The 18709-nt window shown below is 60.8% G+C and carries 17 protein-coding genes and 1 pseudogene; 9 read left to right on the forward strand and 9 right to left on the reverse strand.

The features are described from left to right. Nucleotides 1–68 precede the first annotated feature (68 nt). Nucleotides 69–1832 (reverse strand): ABC transporter transmembrane domain-containing protein, encoded by a 1764-nt coding sequence (locus OGV19_RS15320; RefSeq protein ID WP_264309549.1) that lies wholly within the window; start codon nt 1830–1832, stop codon nt 69–71. 211 nt (nt 1833–2043) lie between these two features. Between OGV19_RS15320 and OGV19_RS15325 the strand changes: the two genes are divergently transcribed. Beyond that, nucleotides 2044–2220, forward strand: coding sequence for a PA1571 family protein (locus tag OGV19_RS15325; protein WP_264309550.1), 177 nt, complete (start codon nt 2044–2046; stop codon nt 2218–2220). A 160-nt stretch (nt 2221–2380) separates the two neighbouring features. Here the strand turns inward: OGV19_RS15325 and pdxB are convergent, their stop codons facing one another. The 3 genes from pdxB to rlmM form a co-directional block, all read right to left on the reverse strand. Continuing rightward, nucleotides 2381–3523, reverse strand: a complete 1143-nt coding sequence (gene pdxB, locus OGV19_RS15330) for a 4-phosphoerythronate dehydrogenase PdxB (RefSeq protein ID WP_264309551.1) — start codon at nt 3521–3523, stop codon at nt 2381–2383. 60 nt (nt 3524–3583) lie between these two features. Continuing rightward, nucleotides 3584–3826: a sulfurtransferase TusA gene (gene tusA / locus OGV19_RS15335; RefSeq protein WP_016500764.1), complete on the reverse strand. Its 243-nt coding sequence runs from the start codon at nt 3824–3826 to the stop codon at nt 3584–3586. 74 nt (nt 3827–3900) lie between these two features. Next, a complete protein-coding gene (rlmM, locus tag OGV19_RS15340) occupies nt 3901–4965 on the reverse strand; it encodes a 23S rRNA (cytidine(2498)-2'-O)-methyltransferase RlmM (RefSeq protein WP_264309552.1) in 1065 nt (354 codons plus the stop codon). A gap of 223 nt (nt 4966–5188) precedes the next feature. Here rlmM and acnA point away from each other — a divergent pair, with 223 nt between their 5' ends. After that, on the forward strand, nt 5189–7933 hold the full coding sequence (gene acnA / locus OGV19_RS15345; RefSeq protein ID WP_264309553.1) for an aconitate hydratase AcnA: 2745 nt from the start codon (nt 5189–5191) through the stop codon (nt 7931–7933). Between the two features lie 301 nt (nt 7934–8234). Beyond that, nucleotides 8235–9800, forward strand: coding sequence for a methyl-accepting chemotaxis protein Aer (locus OGV19_RS15350; RefSeq protein WP_264309554.1), 1566 nt, complete (start codon nt 8235–8237; stop codon nt 9798–9800). A gap of 79 nt (nt 9801–9879) precedes the next feature. Here the strand turns inward: OGV19_RS15350 and OGV19_RS15355 are convergent, their stop codons facing one another. The 5 genes from OGV19_RS15355 to OGV19_RS15375 form a co-directional block, all read right to left on the reverse strand. After that, a complete protein-coding gene (locus tag OGV19_RS15355) occupies nt 9880–10764 on the reverse strand; it encodes a pseudouridine synthase (protein ID WP_264309555.1) in 885 nt (294 codons plus the stop codon). Nucleotides 10765–10815: 51 nt separating this feature from the next. Continuing rightward, nucleotides 10816–11124 carry a transcriptional regulator gene (locus OGV19_RS15360; protein WP_264309556.1) on the reverse strand — a complete coding sequence of 103 codons (309 nt, stop codon included), beginning with the start codon at nt 11122–11124 and terminating at the stop codon, nt 10816–10818. A 72-nt stretch (nt 11125–11196) separates the two neighbouring features. Then, nucleotides 11197–11628: a D-Ala-D-Ala carboxypeptidase family metallohydrolase gene (locus OGV19_RS15365; protein WP_264309557.1), complete on the reverse strand. Its 432-nt coding sequence runs from the start codon at nt 11626–11628 to the stop codon at nt 11197–11199. Nucleotides 11629–11739: 111 nt separating this feature from the next. Continuing rightward, nucleotides 11740–11976, reverse strand: coding sequence for a glutaredoxin family protein (locus OGV19_RS15370; protein ID WP_264309558.1), 237 nt, complete (start codon nt 11974–11976; stop codon nt 11740–11742). A 72-nt stretch (nt 11977–12048) separates the two neighbouring features. Continuing rightward, nucleotides 12049–13257: an ammonium transporter gene (locus OGV19_RS15375; protein WP_264309559.1), complete on the reverse strand. Its 1209-nt coding sequence runs from the start codon at nt 13255–13257 to the stop codon at nt 12049–12051. Between the two features lie 312 nt (nt 13258–13569). On the opposite strand from OGV19_RS15375, the gene OGV19_RS15380 reads away from it, so the two are divergent. From OGV19_RS15380 to OGV19_RS15405, 6 genes and pseudogenes are all read left to right on the forward strand, one after another. Further along, on the forward strand, nt 13570–13884 hold the full coding sequence (locus tag OGV19_RS15380; RefSeq protein ID WP_264309560.1) for an ElaB/YgaM/YqjD family protein: 315 nt from the start codon (nt 13570–13572) through the stop codon (nt 13882–13884). 9 nt (nt 13885–13893) lie between these two features. Further along, a complete protein-coding gene (locus tag OGV19_RS15385; protein ID WP_264309561.1) occupies nt 13894–14268 on the forward strand; it encodes a phage holin family protein in 375 nt (124 codons plus the stop codon). Further along, nucleotides 14265–14594: a hypothetical protein gene (locus OGV19_RS15390; protein WP_264309562.1), complete on the forward strand. Its 330-nt coding sequence runs from the start codon at nt 14265–14267 to the stop codon at nt 14592–14594. The genes OGV19_RS15385 and OGV19_RS15390 overlap by 4 nt, the downstream gene beginning before the upstream one ends. 105 nt (nt 14595–14699) lie before the next feature. After that, the gene (locus tag OGV19_RS15395; RefSeq protein ID WP_264309563.1) at nt 14700–16031 is read left to right on the forward strand and encodes a deoxyguanosinetriphosphate triphosphohydrolase; all 1332 of its coding nucleotides are present in this window, start codon (nt 14700–14702) and stop codon (nt 16029–16031) included. 282 nt (nt 16032–16313) lie between these two features. After that, nucleotides 16314–16463: pseudogene (locus OGV19_RS15400) on the forward strand (response regulator transcription factor); the annotation flags it as partial. A gap of 146 nt (nt 16464–16609) precedes the next feature. Beyond that, nucleotides 16610–18685 carry a hypothetical protein gene (locus OGV19_RS15405; RefSeq protein ID WP_264309564.1) on the forward strand — a complete coding sequence of 692 codons (2076 nt, stop codon included), beginning with the start codon at nt 16610–16612 and terminating at the stop codon, nt 18683–18685. Nucleotides 18686–18709 lie beyond the last annotated feature (24 nt).

Genomic DNA, 18709 nt, shown 5'->3' on the forward strand with positions numbered 1-18709 from the left:
ACTTGCACAACAGTTGAAGCCAATAGTGTCAGGCAATTCCTACAGAAATGTTACAGAACCAAGACAGGCTAGCCTGTGGTGAACTGCAACGAGGCCAACCTGGCGTACAGCGGGCTTTCCTCGATCAGTTGGCGATGCGTTCCGACTGCCACCACGCGCCCCTTATCGATCACCGCGATGCGGTCGGCGTGCTGCACCGTGGCCAGGCGGTGGGCGATCACCAGGGTGGTGCGACCCGCCATCAAGCTGGGCAGCGCCTGCTGGATCAGGTGCTCGCTTTGCGCATCGAGGGCGCTGGTCGCCTCGTCCAGCAACAGGATCGGCGCATCGACCAGCAGCGCACGGGCAATCGCCAGCCGCTGCCGTTGCCCGCCAGACAGGCCGATGCCGCCCTCGCCCAGCGGCGTCTGGTAGCCCTGCGGCAGCTGCTGGATGAATTCGTCGGCATGGGCACCGCGCGCTGCCGTCTCGACCTCGGCCAGCGTCGCCTCTGGCCGGCCATAGCGAATGTTGGCCTCGACAGTGCCGCGAAACAGCGACGGGTTCTGCGCCACAATGGCGAACTGCCGGCGCAACTCGTCAGGGTCGAGTTCGCTGATGGCTTGGCCATCGAGCAGGATGGCGCCCTGCTGAGGATCGTAAAAACGCAGCAGCAGGTCGAACAGGGTCGACTTGCCTGCACCCGAGGGCCCGACCAGTGCCACGGTCTGCCCCGGCTCGATTGCCAGGCTCAGACCGTCGATGGCCGCAACCGAGGGCCGTGACGGGTAGGCAAAGTGCACCTGCTGCAATTCGATAAGCCCGGCTGCACGGCGCTGAGGCAGCGAGGCCGTTACGTCAGGCGCCAGGATCGCACTGCGCGCCGCCAACAGCTCGGCAATCCGCTCGGCCGCGCCCGCTGCACGCTGCAGCTCGCCAATCACCTCGCTGAGCGTGCCAAAGGCACTGCCGACGATCAGGCTGTAGAACACAAAGGCAGCCAATTCGCCTGCCGAGATACGCCCGGCGATCACATCCATGCCACCGACCCAGAGCATAATGCCCACCGCGCCGAGCACCAGTACGATAACCAGGGTGATCAGCCACGCGCGCTGGGCAATACGCTGCCTGGCCACGGTAAAGGCCGCCTCGACAGTACCGGCGAACAGCTCGCGGTCGAGCGGCTGATGGTTATAGGCCTGGACGGTCTTGATCTGCCCCAGGGTCTCGGCCACATAGCTACCGACATCCGCCACCCGGTCCAGGCTCTGGCGCGACAGGCGGCGCACTCGCCGGCCAAACAGCAGGATCGGCGCCAACACCAGCGGCAAGGCGACGACCACGATGCTGGTGAGCTTGGGGTTGGTGATAAACAGCAGCACCACGCCCCCCACCACCATCAGCGCATTGCGCAGGAACATCGACAGCGAGGAGCCGATTACCGATTGCAGCAAGGTCGTGTCAGCGGTGAGCCGAGACTGGATCTCGGAACTACGGTTGTCCTCGAAGAACCCTGGGTGCAGCCCGATCAGGTGATCGAACACTGCACGGCGGATATCAGCCACGCAGCGTTCGCCGATCCACGACACCAGGTAAAAGCGGCTGAAAGTACCCACTGCCAGTGCCAGCACCAACAGCAGGAACAGGCCAATGGTCTGGTTGAGCTGGTGTGCGGAGCGGGTCATGAAACCCTGGTCCACCAGCAGGCGGATGCCCTGCCCCATGGACAAGGTGATTGCAGCGGTGACCACCAGCGCCAGCAATGCAAAGAGCATTTGCCGGCGATAGGGGCGAACGAACTGCCAACCCAGGCGCAATGCGCGACGTTGGTCAGGGGAAACGGATTCGGGCATGGCGGCGACCAAAACGGCGAGGAAGCAGCAGACTACCACTCATCGGCGCGCGAGGAACGCCAGTGGGTGGCTATAGCCTTTCGATCTAACCGGCCTCTGGAGCTTTAACGTCGTTTCTGTTGGACTGTTTGTGCCGTGACGCCTGAGGTGCTGTCACTGGCCAGTCATCGCACAGGGTTACCCTGAGTTTGAACCTGATGAGGAGACCGCTATGAGTGTGCAGCATGGCAGCGATACCCCGAAGCTGCCCCAGAACAACCCGCAACCCCAGGCCTGCGGTTCGATCATCGACGCCCAAGGGCGCGAGGTTCCGATCACCGAACAGATGATCCAGAAAGCCTGCAAGGAACTGGAAGAAAGCCGGGTCGCAAAAGCCCGCAAGGGCTGATCGGCGAATTCATTGCAACCCGGCGCTTGCGCCGGGTTTTTATTGCCTGCGCCGGCCTCTTCGCGGGCAAGCCCGCTCCCACAAGTACCTCACCAACTAGAAAGCAGCGGTAACCTGTGGGAGCGGGCTTGCCCCGCGAAGAGGCCGGCACAGGTATAGCTCAGACCAACACACCCCCCAACGCACTGACCAACTGCGCTAACTGCGGCGACTCGCCACGAATCCGCACCGCCAGCCCCTCGACCTCACGCCGAGGCGGATACTGCTTGCGCAATTGATCGAATGCCGCACGCTGTTCGGCCGGGTCGTCGCTCAAGCTGCGGCGAAAATCTGCATCGTCGCGGCGCGGGTCGTACACGGCGCGGCACAGCGTGGCCAAGGCCCAGGCCGGGTCGGTACTGGCATCGAGTTCGATCTGTGCCAAGGGCGGTTTGGGCAGCAGGTCGGCCAGGCGCACTTGCTCAGCCTCATCCAGGAAACGGCACAAGGCCTGATAGATCTGCGCCGTGCCACGCTGCCGGCCATCCAGGCTGTAGCCAGCGATGTGCGGCGAAGCCAATGTGCACAAGTCGGCCAGCTGCAGGTCCACCTGCGGCTCGCCTTCCCATACATCGAGCACGGCATGCACGTCTTCACGGTCCAGCAGTAGCTCGCGCAAGGCCGCGTTGTCCACCACCGGGCCGCGGCTGGCGTTGATCAGCCACGCGCCTGGGCGTAACCGCGCCAGTTGCGCCTGGCCCAACAGGTGCCAGGTAGGGTGCTCGCCGCTGCGCTGCAAGGGGGTGTGCAGGCTGATGACATCGCACTGCTCAAGCACCGTTTCGAGGCTGACGTAATCGCCGCCCTCGGCAGCCTGACGCAGCGGGTCACACACCAGCACCTTCCAGCCCAGGCCATGCAGCACACGCACCAGGCGGCCACCGACCTCCCCTGCGCCCACCACGCCATAGGTGCGCGTGGGCAGCGCCACACCGTCCAGCTCGGCCAGGGTCAGCAGGCTGCCCAACACATAGTCCACCACACCACGGGCATTGCAACCCGGCGCGCTGCTCCAGTGGATGCCAGCCTCGGCAAAATAGTCCAGGTCCAGGTGGTCGGTACCGATGGTGCACGTGCCGACAAAACGCACCCGGCTGCCTTCGAGCAGTTGGCGGTCGACCTTGGTCACCGAGCGCACCAGCAGCACGTCGGCGTCCTTGACACTGGCGGCATCGAGGCTTCGCCCCGGATAGCGGCGGATCTGGCCGAAACCTTCAAAGAAGGCATCGAGCAGCGGAATGTTCTCGTCGGCAACTATCAGCATGGCGCTCTCCTGTCAGGGGAACGCAGTGTAGGCGCTACGCGCGGCGTGTTCCAGAGCGGCTCAGTCGGCTTTCTTACGGATCCAGTACAGGAAGGTGCCCGCGTCCTCTTGCTGCTGCAGCAGTTCGTGGCCGAGGAAGTTGCAGAACTTGGGGATGTCGCGGCGGGTCGACGGGTCGGTGGCAATGACCTTGAGCAGGCCACCGGCCGCCAGGTCACGCACGTGCTGGTGCAACATCATCACAGGCTCCGGGCAGTTCAGGCCGGTGGCATCGAGGATGGCGTCGGGGGTGAAGTCAGTCATGGGTGGCTCCGAATATGATCGTCATTGTCGCGCATCGGGCGGCGCGGACCAAGGGCCACGCGCCGCGCCTGCACTCAACGCGGCTTCAGGTCGAGCCTGCGCAGATGGCAGGTCACTTCCTCACGGTCGTGATACAGCTGCTTGCAGGCGATCGAAACCCGGATCTTGCGCGCCTTGAACGTGGCTTCCATGCGGTCGAGCAGGCGCCGCACTTCGGCGTAACGCTGCTTCATCGGCAGCTTGAGGTTGACCACCGCCTCGCGGCACAGCCCTTCCCCCAGCCAGGTTTCGATCAACGAGGTGGTCCGTGCCGGCTTCTCGACGATGTCGCAGACCATCCAGTCCACCGGTTGCTTGGGCTGCCAGGTGAAACCATCCGCCATCAGGTGCTGGACCAGCCCGGTGTCCATCAGGCTCTCGGCCATCGGGCCGTTGTCGATGGCGGTGACCAGCATCCCCCGGCGCACCAGCTGGTAGGTCCAGCCGCCAGGCGAAGCGCCCAGGTCGACACCGGTCATGTCATCACCCAGGCGCTGTTCCCACTGCTCGCGGGGGATGAACTGATGCCACGCCTCTTCCAGCTTGAGGGTCGAGCGGCTGGGTGCTTCACGGGGGAATTTCAGGCGCGGGATGCCCATTGGCCACAATGCACTGTTGTTGGCCGCAGCCAGGCCGACAAATACCCGCCGGCCGGTGATGAAGCTCAGCAACAAGCGTGGACGGCTGGCGTCTTCGACCAGGCGCCCGGCCTTTTCCAGGGCCTTGCGCAGCGGCACTTCGAACTTGCGGCAAAACGTCGACAGCTCCTTGCCCTCGTTGCTGTCGAGCACTTCCAGCCACAGGCTACCGAACACGGGCAGGTCGACCAGGTGTTCCAGCAACACGCTGATGCGATCGCTTTCCGGCAAATCGACATAACCGCCACGGGCCCACTGACGCGGGAAGATCAGCTCAGCGAAGCGCAGTTCCCCCATCAGTCGCTCGGCGCCGCTGGCCTCGGTACAGACAAACTCGGCGCTGGCACTCTGCGGTTTGCCTTTGGCATAGCCGGCAACCCCCAGGCGGGCAGCATGTTCGCTGATCTCGGCGCAGACCTCGCCCTCGAAACCGGGCCGGCAATGCATGAACAGGGTACTCATCTCTCACTCCACTACGGCGGGCGCGCAACAGGCGCCGGCAGGGCGGCGATAATAAAGGAAGTTCGGAACCTGCGACACGCCCCGCCGGTCCAGAAAAGGGTCAGATAAGCCAAACCGGTCTAACCTGACCATTCAGCCAGGTCCGTACCGTGCGGATCGAAACAGAGCGGTGACACCGGCAAACACCCCGATTTGCCGGGCACCGGCGCAGAAGGAGTTGGCAATGCCCTCGCTCGATAGCCTGAACACGCTCAAAACCCTCAAGGTCGCCGACCTGACGTACCACTATTACAGCCTTACCGAAGCCGCCCGCCAATTGGGCGACCTGCAACGCTTACCCATGTCGCTGAAAGTGTTGCTGGAGAACCTGCTGCGCTGGGAGGACGGCAAGACCGTCACCGGCGACGACCTGCGTGCCATTGCCCAATGGCTTGTAGAGCGCCGCTCCGACCGGGAAATACAGTACCGGCCCGCCAGGGTGTTGATGCAGGACTTCACCGGCGTACCCGCCGTGGTCGACCTGGCGGCCATGCGTGCGGCCATGGCCAAGGCCGGTGGCGACCCGCAGCGGATCAACCCGCTGTCGCCGGTCGACCTGGTGATCGACCACTCGGTGATGGTCGACCGCTACGCCACGCCACAGGCCTTCACCCAGAACGTCGACATCGAGATGCAACGCAATGGCGAACGCTACGCCTTCCTGCGCTGGGGCCAGAGCGCCTTCGACAACTTCCGGGTAGTGCCGCCAGGCACCGGCATCTGTCACCAGGTCAACCTGGAGTACCTCGGCCGCACCGTCTGGACCCGTGAAGAAGACGGCCGCGTCTACGCCTTCCCCGACACCCTGGTCGGCACCGATTCGCACACCACCATGATCAACGGCCTGGGCGTGCTGGGCTGGGGCGTTGGCGGCATCGAGGCCGAGGCGGCCATGCTCGGCCAGCCAGTGTCGATGCTGATTCCGGAAGTGATCGGCTTCAAACTCACCGGCAAGCTGCGTGAAGGCATCACCGCCACCGACCTGGTGCTGACGGTGACGCAGATGCTGCGCAAAAAGGGCGTAGTGGGCAAGTTCGTCGAATTCTATGGCGACGGGCTGGCCGACCTGCCCCTGGCCGACCGTGCCACCATCGCCAACATGGCCCCCGAATATGGCGCCACCTGTGGCTTCTTCCCGGTCGATGAGGTGACCCTCGATTACCTGCGCCTGTCAGGCCGCCCGAGCGCAACGGTGCAACTGGTCGAGCAGTACTGCAAGGCACAGGGCCTGTGGCGCCTGCCGGGCCAGGAGCCGCTGTTCAGCGACACGCTTGCGCTGGATATGCACGAGGTCGAAGCCAGCCTGGCCGGGCCCAAGCGCCCTCAGGACCGCGTTGCCCTGAGCCAGGTCAGCCAGGCGTTCGACCACTTCATCGAACTGCAGCCCAAGCCGCTGGCCAAGGAAGTCGGCCGCCTGGAGAGCGAAGGCGGCGGCGGTGTGGCGGTGGGCAACGCCGACCAGGCTGGCGAAATCGACTACAGCCATGCAGGCCAGACCCACACCCTGCGTGACGGCGCGGTGGTGATTGCCGCGATCACCTCCTGCACCAACACCTCCAACCCAAGCGTGATGATGGCGGCCGGCCTGGTGGCGCAGAAGGCCCTGGAGAAAGGCCTGCAGCGCAAACCCTGGGTCAAGAGCTCACTGGCGCCTGGTTCCAAAGTGGTCACCGACTACTTCGAGGCTGCCGGGCTGACGCCGTATCTGAATGAGCTCGGCTTTGCCCTGGTCGGCTACGGCTGCACCACCTGCATCGGCAACTCCGGCCCACTGGATGAAGCGATCGAGAGAGCCATCGGCAGCGCCGACCTGACCGTGGCCTCGGTGCTTTCGGGTAACCGTAACTTCGAGGGCCGCGTGCACCCGCTGGTCAAGACCAACTGGTTGGCGTCACCGCCGCTGGTAGTGGCCTATGCCCTGGCCGGCAGCGTGCGCGTGGACCTCACCCGCGACCCGCTGGGTACCGGCAAGGATGGCCAGCCGGTGTATCTGCGTGACATCTGGCCCAGCCAGCAGGAAATCGCCGCAGCCGTGGCCAAGGTCGACACGGCGATGTTCCACAAGGAGTACGCCGAGGTCTTCCAAGGTGATGCCCAGTGGCAAGCCATCGAGGTGCCGCAAGCGGCCACCTATGTGTGGCAGGAGGCGTCCACCTACATCCAGCATCCGCCGTTCTTCGACGACATCGGCGGGCCACCGCCACAGATCAAGGACATCGAAGGTGCACGCATCCTGGCCCTGCTCGGCGATTCGGTCACCACCGACCACATCTCCCCTGCCGGCAACATCAAGGCCGACAGCCCCGCCGGGCGCTACCTGCGCGAACAGGGGGTGGAACCACGCGACTTCAACTCCTACGGCTCGCGGCGTGGCAACCATGAAGTGATGATGCGCGGCACCTTCGCCAACATCCGTATCCGCAACGAAATGCTGGGGGGTGAAGAAGGCGGCAACACCTTGCACGTGCCCACTGGCGAGAAGCTGTCGATCTACGACGCGGCCATGCGTTACCAGCAGGAGGGCACCCCACTGGTGGTAATCGCCGGCCAGGAATACGGCACAGGTTCCAGCCGCGACTGGGCAGCCAAGGGTACCAACCTGCTGGGGGTCAAGGCGGTATTGGCGGAAAGCTTCGAGCGCATTCACCGCTCCAACCTGGTGGGTATGGGCGTGCTGCCGCTACAGTTCAAGGCCGGCGACGACCGCAAGCAACTGGGGCTGACCGGCAAGGAGCGGATCGATGTGCTGGGTTTGAACGGTGCACACATCCGCCCGGGTATGAGCCTGCCTTTGCGCATCACCCGTGAGAATGGGCAACAGGAACAGATCGAGGTGCTGTGCCGGATCGATACCCTGAATGAGGTGGAGTACTTCAAGGCGGGGGGGATCTTGCATTACGTGCTGCGGCAGCTGATTGCCGGCGGGTAGGTTTAGCGGTGGTTTTGCGGCGCTCTCGATCTCGAGAGCGCCAACGCCCTGATGGCGTACCCCCCTCCAAACACACATCCCTAGGGTACTGGCTCTTTGCCGCCCATTAAGTCATCATCCGACCCATTCGTCATAATTTAGCAATAATGCCGCTATCTTCATCGAATTCAGCCACTAGCTAGCTAAAACCAGAAGATGGCTTATTGCCACAAATCAAGCACATTAAATATCCATTCAATAAAACCAGTGGCTTGCCGATACCTCACAAAAGCCTTGCGGATTCTTTGCGGATTACCCACTCATGCGTAACAACCAGCCGATTACCCAGAGAGAACGGACTTTCCCTGCCCAGCAGCGGTTGATCTCCACCACCAACGCCAAGGGCGTGATCAGCTACTGCAATGATGCGTTCATCGACATCAGTGGGTTCACGCGCGAAGAGCTGACCGGCGCGCCGCACAACCTGGTGCGCCACCCGGATGTGCCCGCGGCCGTGTTTGCCCACATGTGGCAAACCCTCAAGCAGGGCCAGCCGTGGATGGGCATCGTCAAGAACCGCTGCAAAAACGGTGACCATTACTGGGTCAACGCCTATGTCACGCCGATCTTCGACAACAACCAGGTGGTCGGTTTCGAATCGGTGCGGGTCAAGCCCACCGCCGAACAGATTCGCCGTGCCGAAGGCCTTTACCAGCGCCTCAACCAGGGCAAATCGGCGGTCCCGCGTCGCGATCAATGGCTGCCGGTACTGCAGGATTGGCTGCCATTTATCCTGGTCAGCCAAGTCGGCTTCCTGATCGGCAACTGGCTCGGCCATTCCTGGGGCTTTGGTTTGGCTGCGGCCCTTTCGGTACCGCTCGGCCTGCTCGGCCTGACCTGGCAGCAACGTGGCCTCAAACGCCTGCTGCGCCTGGCCGAACAAACCACGTCCGACCCCCTCATCGCGCAGATGTACACCGATAGCCGTGGTGTGCAGGCACGCCTGGAAATGGCCATGCTCAGCCAGGATGCGCGCATGAAGACCTGCCTGACACGCCTGCAGGACAGCGCCGAACACCTCAGCGAACAGGCACGGCAATCCGACGCGCTGGCCCACCAGAGCTCATCGGGGCTGGAGCGCCAGCGCGTGGAAACCGAACAAGTGGCGGCTGCCGTCAACCAGATGGCCGCCACCACCCAGGAAGTGGCCAACCACGTGCAGCGCACCGCTGACGCCACTCAGGAAGCCAATCGCCTGACCAGCCAGGGCCGGCAGATTGCCGGTGAAACGCGCGAGGCCATCGAACGCTTGTCGGCAGCGGTAGGTGAAACCGGTGAGACGGTGACGCAACTGGCCAAGGACAGTGACGAAATCGGCGGTGTGGTCGATGTGATCAAGGGCATCGCCGACCAGACCAACCTGCTGGCGTTGAACGCCGCCATCGAAGCAGCCCGCGCCGGTGAAATGGGCCGTGGCTTTGCCGTCGTGGCCGACGAAGTACGCCAGTTAGCTCAGCGCACCGCTGAGTCCACCGGGCAAATCCACAGCCTCATCGCCAAGCTGCAGCAGACCGCCAGCAACGCCGTGCTGACCATGGAAACCGGCCATCGCCAGGCGCAGGAAGGGGTCGACCGGGTGATGCAGGCCGATGAGGCCTTGGTCGGCATCAGCGAAGCGGTGGCCAATATCACCGACATGGCGACCCAGATCGCGGCCGCTACCGAAGAGCAGACCGCCGTTGCCGACGAGATCAGCCGCAACATCAGCACCATCGCCACACTGGCCGACCAGACCGCCGAACAGGCCCAGCACTCGGCGCTGCTCAGCGAGGAACTGACCAGCACGGCGGGGAGCCAGTATTCGCTGGTGGAGCGCTTCAACCGCTGAGGCGCTGGGCGTTTGTAGGAGCGGCCTTGCGTCGCGAAAGGGCCGCTCCTACAGAGACCGCGCATGGCAGGTTGAAGCGCTACCAGTCCAGCCGCAAGCGGCTCTCGAAATACCGCTCCTCACCCGTCAACGGGTCATCGAAACGCAGGCTCTGCGCCAACAGCTTCAACGGCTTCTGGTAATCGTCTTCGACCTGCAGCAGGTCGGGGTAGAACGGGTCATTGCAGATCGCCGCGCCCAATGCCGCCATGTGCACACGCAATTGATGGGTCTTGCCAGTCACCGGCGACAGGCCGTAGCGCCATAACTCGCCCTGCGTTTCCAGTACTTGAGCAAAGGTTTCACTGTTGTCCGCGCCTTCAACCTCATGCATGCGAAAGAACGGCTCGCCATGCACCAGGCGGCTTCTGTGCACCAGCGGGAAATCATGCTGGGGCATGGCTGCAGCGATGGCCTGATAGCGTTTGTCGATCCGACGCTCGGGGAACAAGCGCTGATAGGCACTGCGCGTCTGTGGGTTGGCGGAGAACAGGACCAGCCCTGCGGTATGCCGGTCGATGCGGTGCAAAGGCACCAGGTGCGGATTGTCCAGGCGCCGGATCAGCCGGCGCAGCAGGGTCTGCTCGACATATTCACCGGTAGGCGTGACCGGCAGAAAATGCGGCTTGTCGGCGACCACCAAATGCTCATCCACGTGCAGCACGGCCTCCTGCACAGGGATCGGCCGTTCGTTCGGCACTTCGCGAAAGTAATGCAGGCGCATGCCACGTCGATAAGCCAGCTCGGCGGAAACTGCCCGCCCCTCGGCATCGAGCACACGACCACGAGCAAAGCGGTCAAGCCACTGCGCCCTGTCGATGGCTTTGAAATGGTCACACAGGCAATCGAGCACCGTCGCCCAGTTGCCGGGCGGCAGGCATACCGTGCTGGCTTGCTGGTGGGCGGGGTCGAAAGACGAGGTCATGGCAGCGCTCAATAGGTACAAGGCCGCGCATTATCCCCCAAGCCCACCCCCTCAACCAGCCTGAACCATCGCCTCGCTACGCGCCTTCAACCAGCGCAGCACTTGCACGGCCTCCCATCGACCGGGGTCATACAGGGCATACAACAACCCCTGGTAACCCACCACATCTAGCCCACGGTGGTAACCGGCACGCTGAAACAATGCCTCGATCTCGGCAAAGCAGGTATTGAAATGGACCTTGCCGAACGGTGTGCGGTCTTCTGTTACCAGCCCTTCGAGGCGCAGTTCCAGAACGGCGTCAGCCACGCGCTCGACGGGCATGCGGTTGACGCTGTACTTGAGTTGCTCGACGTTGAGCATGGCTTTACCCCGCATACTGTATTTATATACAGCATACGGACATAGCCTCGCTCGCGTCAATTCGCCATCGGATCATTGCAGCCCCGGCAGGTAGCCCGTGCCTTTGCGGATGGTCAGTACCTCGCGCCTGACCGCGCCATGGGCAACGGACACGTGCACCCACCGGTCGAACTCCAGAATCAGTTGGTCAAATGCCAGGTCGCTGTCATTGATTCTGCGTACTGTATCCCGCGGGCTGACGTCTATTACCGTGAAGTCGGCCGCCAACCCCTGCACATGCTGGCTCGTCGCGGAACCGCCGATACGCCGGTTGAGCGCACGGCTGCGGTATCCGCTACTGACGATGATCGGCGCACCGAACAGCGCCCGTATCGTTTCGAGCGCGCCACACAGTACCTGCAAATTGGCCAGCGCCTCAGGTGTAGGGGTGTTGTCGAGCCCTTCCCTTGCGGCGAGCTGTGAAACAGTCATTTCATCCAAGGTGAAATGAGGGGTGATGAACATGGTTGAATTCTCGATGACGGGGTTAGGACACCGGCCACAGTGTGCCGGCCCCCCATCATCAACCTGTCAGCTCAACCAAGGCGCGAGGAAACCATTCCCCTAGAGCCCTTGTTACGCGAGAAACGCCACCACTTGCTCGGCATCGAACGGCCAGTACAGTTCGGCGCCGTTGTCACAGCGGCGCAGCACGGGAATGATCAGGCCATAGCGCTCGAACATGGCCTCGTTGTCGGCAATGTCGACAAGCTCCACCAACAGACCATGATCGACAAAAGGCATCAACACGGCCTCGGCCACTTCGCACAAGTGGCAGCCGAGGGTGCCGAACAGTTGGCATTCAGGCAGCATGGGACGGGTCTCGGTTTGGCTTTGGAAAAGCCTATTCTAGGTCCGTCCCGCCGACTGCGCACCTGACATAACTCAATCCTGGCTGGTTGCACCAATGCGGTGCAGCGACAAGTCAGCGCCCTGAAACTCCTGCTCGTGGCTCAAACGCAAGCCATGCAGCGCGCGGATCACTCCATAGACCGCAAAGCCACCGAGCAACGCCACCAGCACACCCATCAGGCTGCCCAGCAATTGGCTGACCAGGCTGACCCCACCCATTCCGCCAAGGGCCGCCTGGCCGAATACGCCGCAGGCGATACCGCCCCATACGCCACACAGGCCGTGCAACGGCCATACGCCCAGCACATCGTCGATTTTCCAGCGGTTTTGCGCCGCAGTGAAGCTCCAGACGAACAGCACGCCAGCCACCAGGCCAGTGGCAAGCGCGCCAATCGGGTGCATCAGGTCGGAACCGGCACAGACCGCCACCAGCCCGGCCAGCGGCCCGTTGTGCAAAAAGCCTGGGTCGTTGCGCCCAGCCAGCAAGGCAGCCAAGGTGCCCCCGACCATGGCCAGCAGCGAGTTGATGGCCACCAGGCCACTGACGCCCTGTAAAGTCTGAGCGCTCATGACATTGAAGCCGAACCAGCCAATGATCAGGATCCACGAACCCAGCGCCAGAAACGGAATGCTCGAAGGGGCAAACGCCACCAAGCGGCCCTCGCGGTAACGCCCGCGTCTGGGCCCCAGCAAGATGACCGCTGCCAGCGCCAGCCAGCCGCCCATGGCATGCACCACGACGGAGCCGGCAAAGTCATGGAACGGCGCGCCAAAGCGTGCTTGCAACCATGCCTGCACGCCCAGGTTGCCGTTCCACACCACGCCCTCGAAGAACGGGTAGACAAACGCCACAATCAAGGCGGTGGCGCAGAGCTGCGGGACGAAACGCGCCCGCTCGGCAATCCCCCCAGAAATGATCGCCGGGATCGCAGCCGCGAACGTCAGCAGGAAGAAGCATTTGACCAGCGCATAGCCATGGTCGGCGGCCAGTTCCGGCGCCGGTTGGAAAAAGCTCACGCCGTAGGCGATCCAGTAGCCGATGAAGAAGTACACCAGCGCCGAAATGGCAAAGTCGCTGAGAATCTTCGACAAGGCATTGACCTGGTTCTTGTGCCGCACGGTGCCCACTTCGAGAAAGGCGAAGCCGGCATGCATCGCCAGCACCAGAATGGCGCCCATGAGAATGAACAGGGTATTCGAACCGTGGACCAGGGAGTCCATCGCGCTGTGCATGTGTTCCATGAAATAGGCAGACCTGCTGAAAAGGCACCAGGACAGTTCAAGAACCTGCATCCCTGCACCGAATCGGTGCCAGCCCCCTGCCCTGCTTGGTGACCTGGGCGAGGCCTGCGTGGTTTTTTCTTGGGTTTGTCGTGGATTGGGTTAAGGTTTAACGGTATTCGTCACGCCGGGCGCCCTGAATCGGCGCAGTGCTGGCCAGCGACGCCCCGCAACGTGGCAAAGCCTTAGCAAGGCCCATACCAGCACATGCACTTGAACCTTCCGCGTGTGCTATCACTCGAACTACCAACACTCATCGACAGGGAGAGGCCCATGGCCAGCAAATCGGCAAAGACTGCTCAAGAGATATTGATGGCTGACTTCCAGGCCTTGGTCCGCGATACCGAGAGACTGCTCGCCGACACCGCCAACCTGGCAGGCGATCAGGCCGACGAGTTGCGCGAACAGATCCATGACCGCCTGACCCAGGCCCGCGAAACCCTGCAACTGACCCAGGAATCGGTGCGTGACCGTGGCCAGGCAGCCCTCGGCAGCGCCGAGCAGTACGTGCAGGAAAACCCATGGCAGGCCATCGGTATTGCGGCGGGCGTCGGGCTGCTGATCGGCCTGCTGGCCAATCGGCGCTGAGGGGTTCCCATGGAGAATGACGCCATCGGCGCCAGCGCCTCGGGCAAACGCCTCGGCGCGGCCATGCTCGGGCTGCTGCACAGCCACATCGAACTGTTCGGTATCGAGCTGCAGGAGCAAAAGGGTCGCACCTTGAGCTTGCTGCTGTTCGCAGGCCTGGCACTGGTGTTCGCTCTGCTTCTGCTGACAGCGCTGTCAGGGCTGCTGTTGGTGCTGCTGTGGGACAGCTATCGCCTGGCGGGCATCATCGGCCTGTGCGTGTTCTACGGCGTGGCCGCACTGTACTGCGGGTTGCGTTTGAAGGCTGCGGTATTCGACGAGTCATCGCCATTCGGCGCGACCCTCGAAGAACTCGCCAAGGACCGGGAGCGCCTGTTGCCATGAGTCTGCCAGAACTCCCCAACACCCGGAACCCACGCGAACTGCGCAAAGCCCTGTTGCGCCTGCGCCTGGAGATGCATCGCCAGGAAATCCGCCACGAGTCCGGGCAACTGCTCGAGCCGCTGCAGCGCATGCGCGGCATGGGCAGTTCGCTGCACGAAGGGCTTGGCATCAAGCACGCCCCGTTGTGGGGGATCGGTGCGGTGGTCGCGCTGGGCTTCCTCACCGGCAAGGGCGTGCGCACTGGCAACCTGACACGGCTGGTGCGCTTGGGCGGGAGCCTGCTGCCGCTGATCCGGCTATATCTGCAAAATGGCCGACGGCACTGACGTTTAGCCCCCGACGCGATCCGAACAGGATCGCGTCAACCTTCAGCTTGCATGGTACCTCTGGACACAGGAAGCTATGCCCATCGACCGACAGGAGATCGAGCCTTGGACTGGCATACCCTGCTGACCCGCGAACGCCTGGGCAAAGCCCTGTACAGCCCCGAAGAGCTCGGGCGCAGCCCCTTCCACAAAGACCACGACCGAATCATCTTTTCCGGTGCCTTCCGCCGGCTTGGGCGCAAGACCCAGGTGCACCCGGTTTCCAGCAACGACCATATCCACACGCGCCTGACCCACTCTTTGGAAGTCAGCTGCGTCGGGCGCTCGCTCGGCATGCGGGTTGGCGAAACCTTGCGTGACAGCTTGCCCGACTGGTGCGAGCCCAGTGACCTGGGGATGATCGTGCAATCGGCCTGCCTGGCCCACGATATTGGCAACCCACCGTTCGGCCATTCTGGCGAAGACGCCATCCGCCACTGGTTCCAGCAGGCGGCGGGGCGTGGCTGGCTGGACGCCATGAGCGACGACGAGCGCGCCGACTTCCTCAACTTTGAAGGCAATGCCCAAGGCTTTCGCGTCCTCACCCAACTGGAGTATCACCAGTTCGACGGGGGCACCCGGTTGACCTACGCCACCCTCGGCACCTACCTCAAGTACCCCTGGAGCGCTCGCCATGCCGATGCCCTGGGCTACAAGAAACACAAATTCGGCAGCTACCAGAGCGAACTGCCCCTGCTCGAACAGATCGCACGCAAACTCGGCCTGCCGCAACTGGAGGACCAGCGCTGGGCCCGCCATCCGCTGGTCTACTTGATGGAAGCCGCGGATGACATCTGTTACGCGCTGATCGATCTGGAAGACGGCGTGGAAATGGAGTTGCTGGAGTATGGGGAGGTCGAGGCGCTGCTGCTCGACCTGGTGGGCGATGACTTGCCGGAGACTTATCGTCAACTCGGCCCCCGCGACTCGCGGCGACGCAAACTGGCGATCCTGCGCGGCAAGGCCATCGAACACCTGACCAACGCCGCCGCCCGCGCCTTCGTCGAGCAGCAGAAGGCGCTGCTCGCCGGGCACCTGGGCGGCGATCTGGTCGAGCACATGCACGGCCCGGCCAAACACTGCGTACTGCAAGCCAAGGACATGGCGCGCAACAAGATCTTCCAGGACAAACGCAAGACCCTGCACGAGATTGGCGCCTACACCACGCTCGAAATCCTCTTGAACACCTTCTGTGGCGCGGCCCTCGAACAACATGGCGGCCGCACGCCCTCGTTCAAGAGCCGGCGTGTACTCGACCTGATCGGCAACAATGCACCGGACCCTCATGGTTCATTGCACAGCGCCTTCCTGCGCATGATCGACTTCATCGCCGGGATGACCGACAGCTATGCCAGCGAGATGGCAAGCGAAATGACGGGGCGCTCAAGCCCGACCTGAGCCAGGCAGGTGCAGCCCGAATGGAGACGCGGCTGCACCCGTTTACCTGGGAAACTTCCTACTTGCCTGACCATTCGATTAAACACAACGAATAACAATCAATGAAAAGTTACCAAAGAAGGTTTGACACCAAGCCCTACACGCTAATTTCGTAGCCCGATTTGTTTTATCCTGTAAGCCATTTCCCATATAGGGTGAATAGCCCATCCTCGCATGCCCGATGACTTCCAACTGGGATAAGGTGCCACCCGTCACCCTCACTCGCCCGCAGGGAAGTTGAACATGCACTCCGTATTTATTGTCGACGACCATCCCGTTATCCGCCTGGCCGTCCGTATGTTGCTGGAAAATCAGAACTACAAAATCGTCGGCGAATCGGACAATGGCGTGGACGCCATGCAACTGATTCGCGAGACCGTCCCCGACCTGGTGAAAGGAATTTTCTAGACACAACAGATAAAAATGTTGTTTTCTCATTATAAATCATGCAGATACAAATTTTTTTGACACCGCAGTTTGACACCAAGTGATGAGAGGCTAGCCTTACCTCCACCTGCTACGGATGTAGGAATACCATCGTGCTGACATGCAAAATCACTGACACAGAGATGATTTTTGAATGGCCGGATGAGGCAGCTGTCAAAGGCACTCAAACCTACACCTGTTCCCGCGGCAGCGACCACACACTTGCGCAAACGAGGAAGTTTGCCCAATGTGTTATTAACATATGCGCGAGATTGTCCCCCAACAGCTACAACAATGTTTTTAGGGGGCTCCAGGTAATTATCTCAACGCTCACTACCAACCTTTGGCCAGCGCATAACGATAAAAATGCATGGCAAAACATTATCATAATGATGTATGAAAAAGCATTACAGCGGCAAGATCAAAGCCTTGGAACTAAAATAACATACTGGAGTGCTGCAGAGAGGATCCTTAAAGAACTCTCTCGCATTGGCGTCATTGCGCCATCTGTTGTGATCCCCAATACAAAACAGAACACCATTAGTGGTGAGCAGGCCACCCCACCATTAGGGTATAAAACCAAAAAAATCAAAACAGCAAAATCAACTGAAGACATTCTGCCCAAAAAATTTATGATTGAACGGGATCTAGATGAGCCTGACGATCTCTATTTATCGCGATTCAGAAGTGAACTTGAAAGCAACTTAGCGATTGTTTCAAACGCCCTCAAAGGATATTGGGAGGAGATGCGTGCAACGCACGCGATTGGTAACTCTCTCATAGAATCCCTGCCCATTGAAGAGCGTGAAAAAGTAATAAGCAACAATGGCATTGCTGACAGCGGCGAGCATGTCTGCTCCCCTTCCAATCCTAATGCCCTCTCATGGTTCTTAGCTTTGGCCAAGCATCAGTTCGAATCTGGGAAAATTAACGCCATTTCTGTTCAAGAGTTAACGCGCAACTCGTTTGGCGTAAGCTCTGGCCGATTGTACGATTTATTTCGAATGGCCAAAAGCATCTGCCCAAACAAATATATTAACTCAAAAATGTCGGGTGAGTATGTGAGTCGCCTGACAGGGCTTCTGAGCTTGGTCGATTGCAATGCAGCCACCGCATTGCTCGTGATAAACAACCCAGTATTTACTGCTGATAGTCTTGCCTCCGCTGATCTCTACATGGAGAATGGCGATTGCTACGTCCAGGTAGACATGGAACAAGGCCAGGTAAGATTTTCCGTGTCCAAACCACGGGCACGCGCCAGAAAAGTTGCACACTTTAACAAGCTCAGTCGCGAAGTGCTCTCCGACATCATCGAATGCACCTCCAGCTTGCGCCTCATCCTGAGAAAAAAGAAAAACCGAAACTGGCGCCGCTTGTTTTTGTACATGAACTCAAGAACACCAGCCAATAGACCAAATAAGGTTAGCAACAACAACAAAGACAAAAATTCTCTTATCAATCGACTAGCTGTCGACTTGAATGCAATCCATACACCTGTAGACTTGTCGCTTTCAGTTTTGCGTGCGACTGTCGGTATCATCACGTTCTTGAGGACTGGTAGCCTTGCTGTCACTTCCATGATACTGGGAAACAGTATTGAAGTAACTGAATCAAATTACGTGCCACGGTGGCTTGTGCGAAGATTCGGTAACCGAACACTGAGGATTCTGGCTCAGAAGTTGATCGTCGTTGCTACACATGGACATCCATGGGCGCAAGCTGCAAGTGATTTTCTCCATTCAGACGATCTGCACCGTTTCATCGTGCGCATCCTGAATGAGGCCACGGGCAATGACCCTTTCGCCGTAGTTGCTCGAAAAAAGCTGGGAGGTAGTAGCGGCAAAACAGACTTTAAGAAACCTGTTAAGGGTGAGCTTCATTTTCATACACATCCTGAGATCTTGGCAGCCCTTTACTCGTATGAGAAAAAAGTAGCCACCCTTCCTGTAGATGAGCAAATCCGAATTGATGCCGACACCGGACTTAGTCACCAAGCGGTGTGTAGCATTGCGCGCTTATCGCGGCTTGCTGCTGAACTTGACATTGACGCTGCGAGCGAAGACGAAGTTCAAATCGCGCTCAACTTCGCTGGCGACTCTTTAGACGAACTGAAAGCTGCTCATAATCAAGCGCTGAAAGAGGTTTCTTATTACGACGCAATTTTCATCAATGCCGACTCCCCTCGATAGCTCGCCTGCGAAAAGGAAACACTG

It is taken from the genome of Pseudomonas putida, from assembly GCF_025905425.1.
GTDB lineage: Bacteria > Pseudomonadota > Gammaproteobacteria > Pseudomonadales > Pseudomonadaceae > Aquipseudomonas > Aquipseudomonas putida_AF.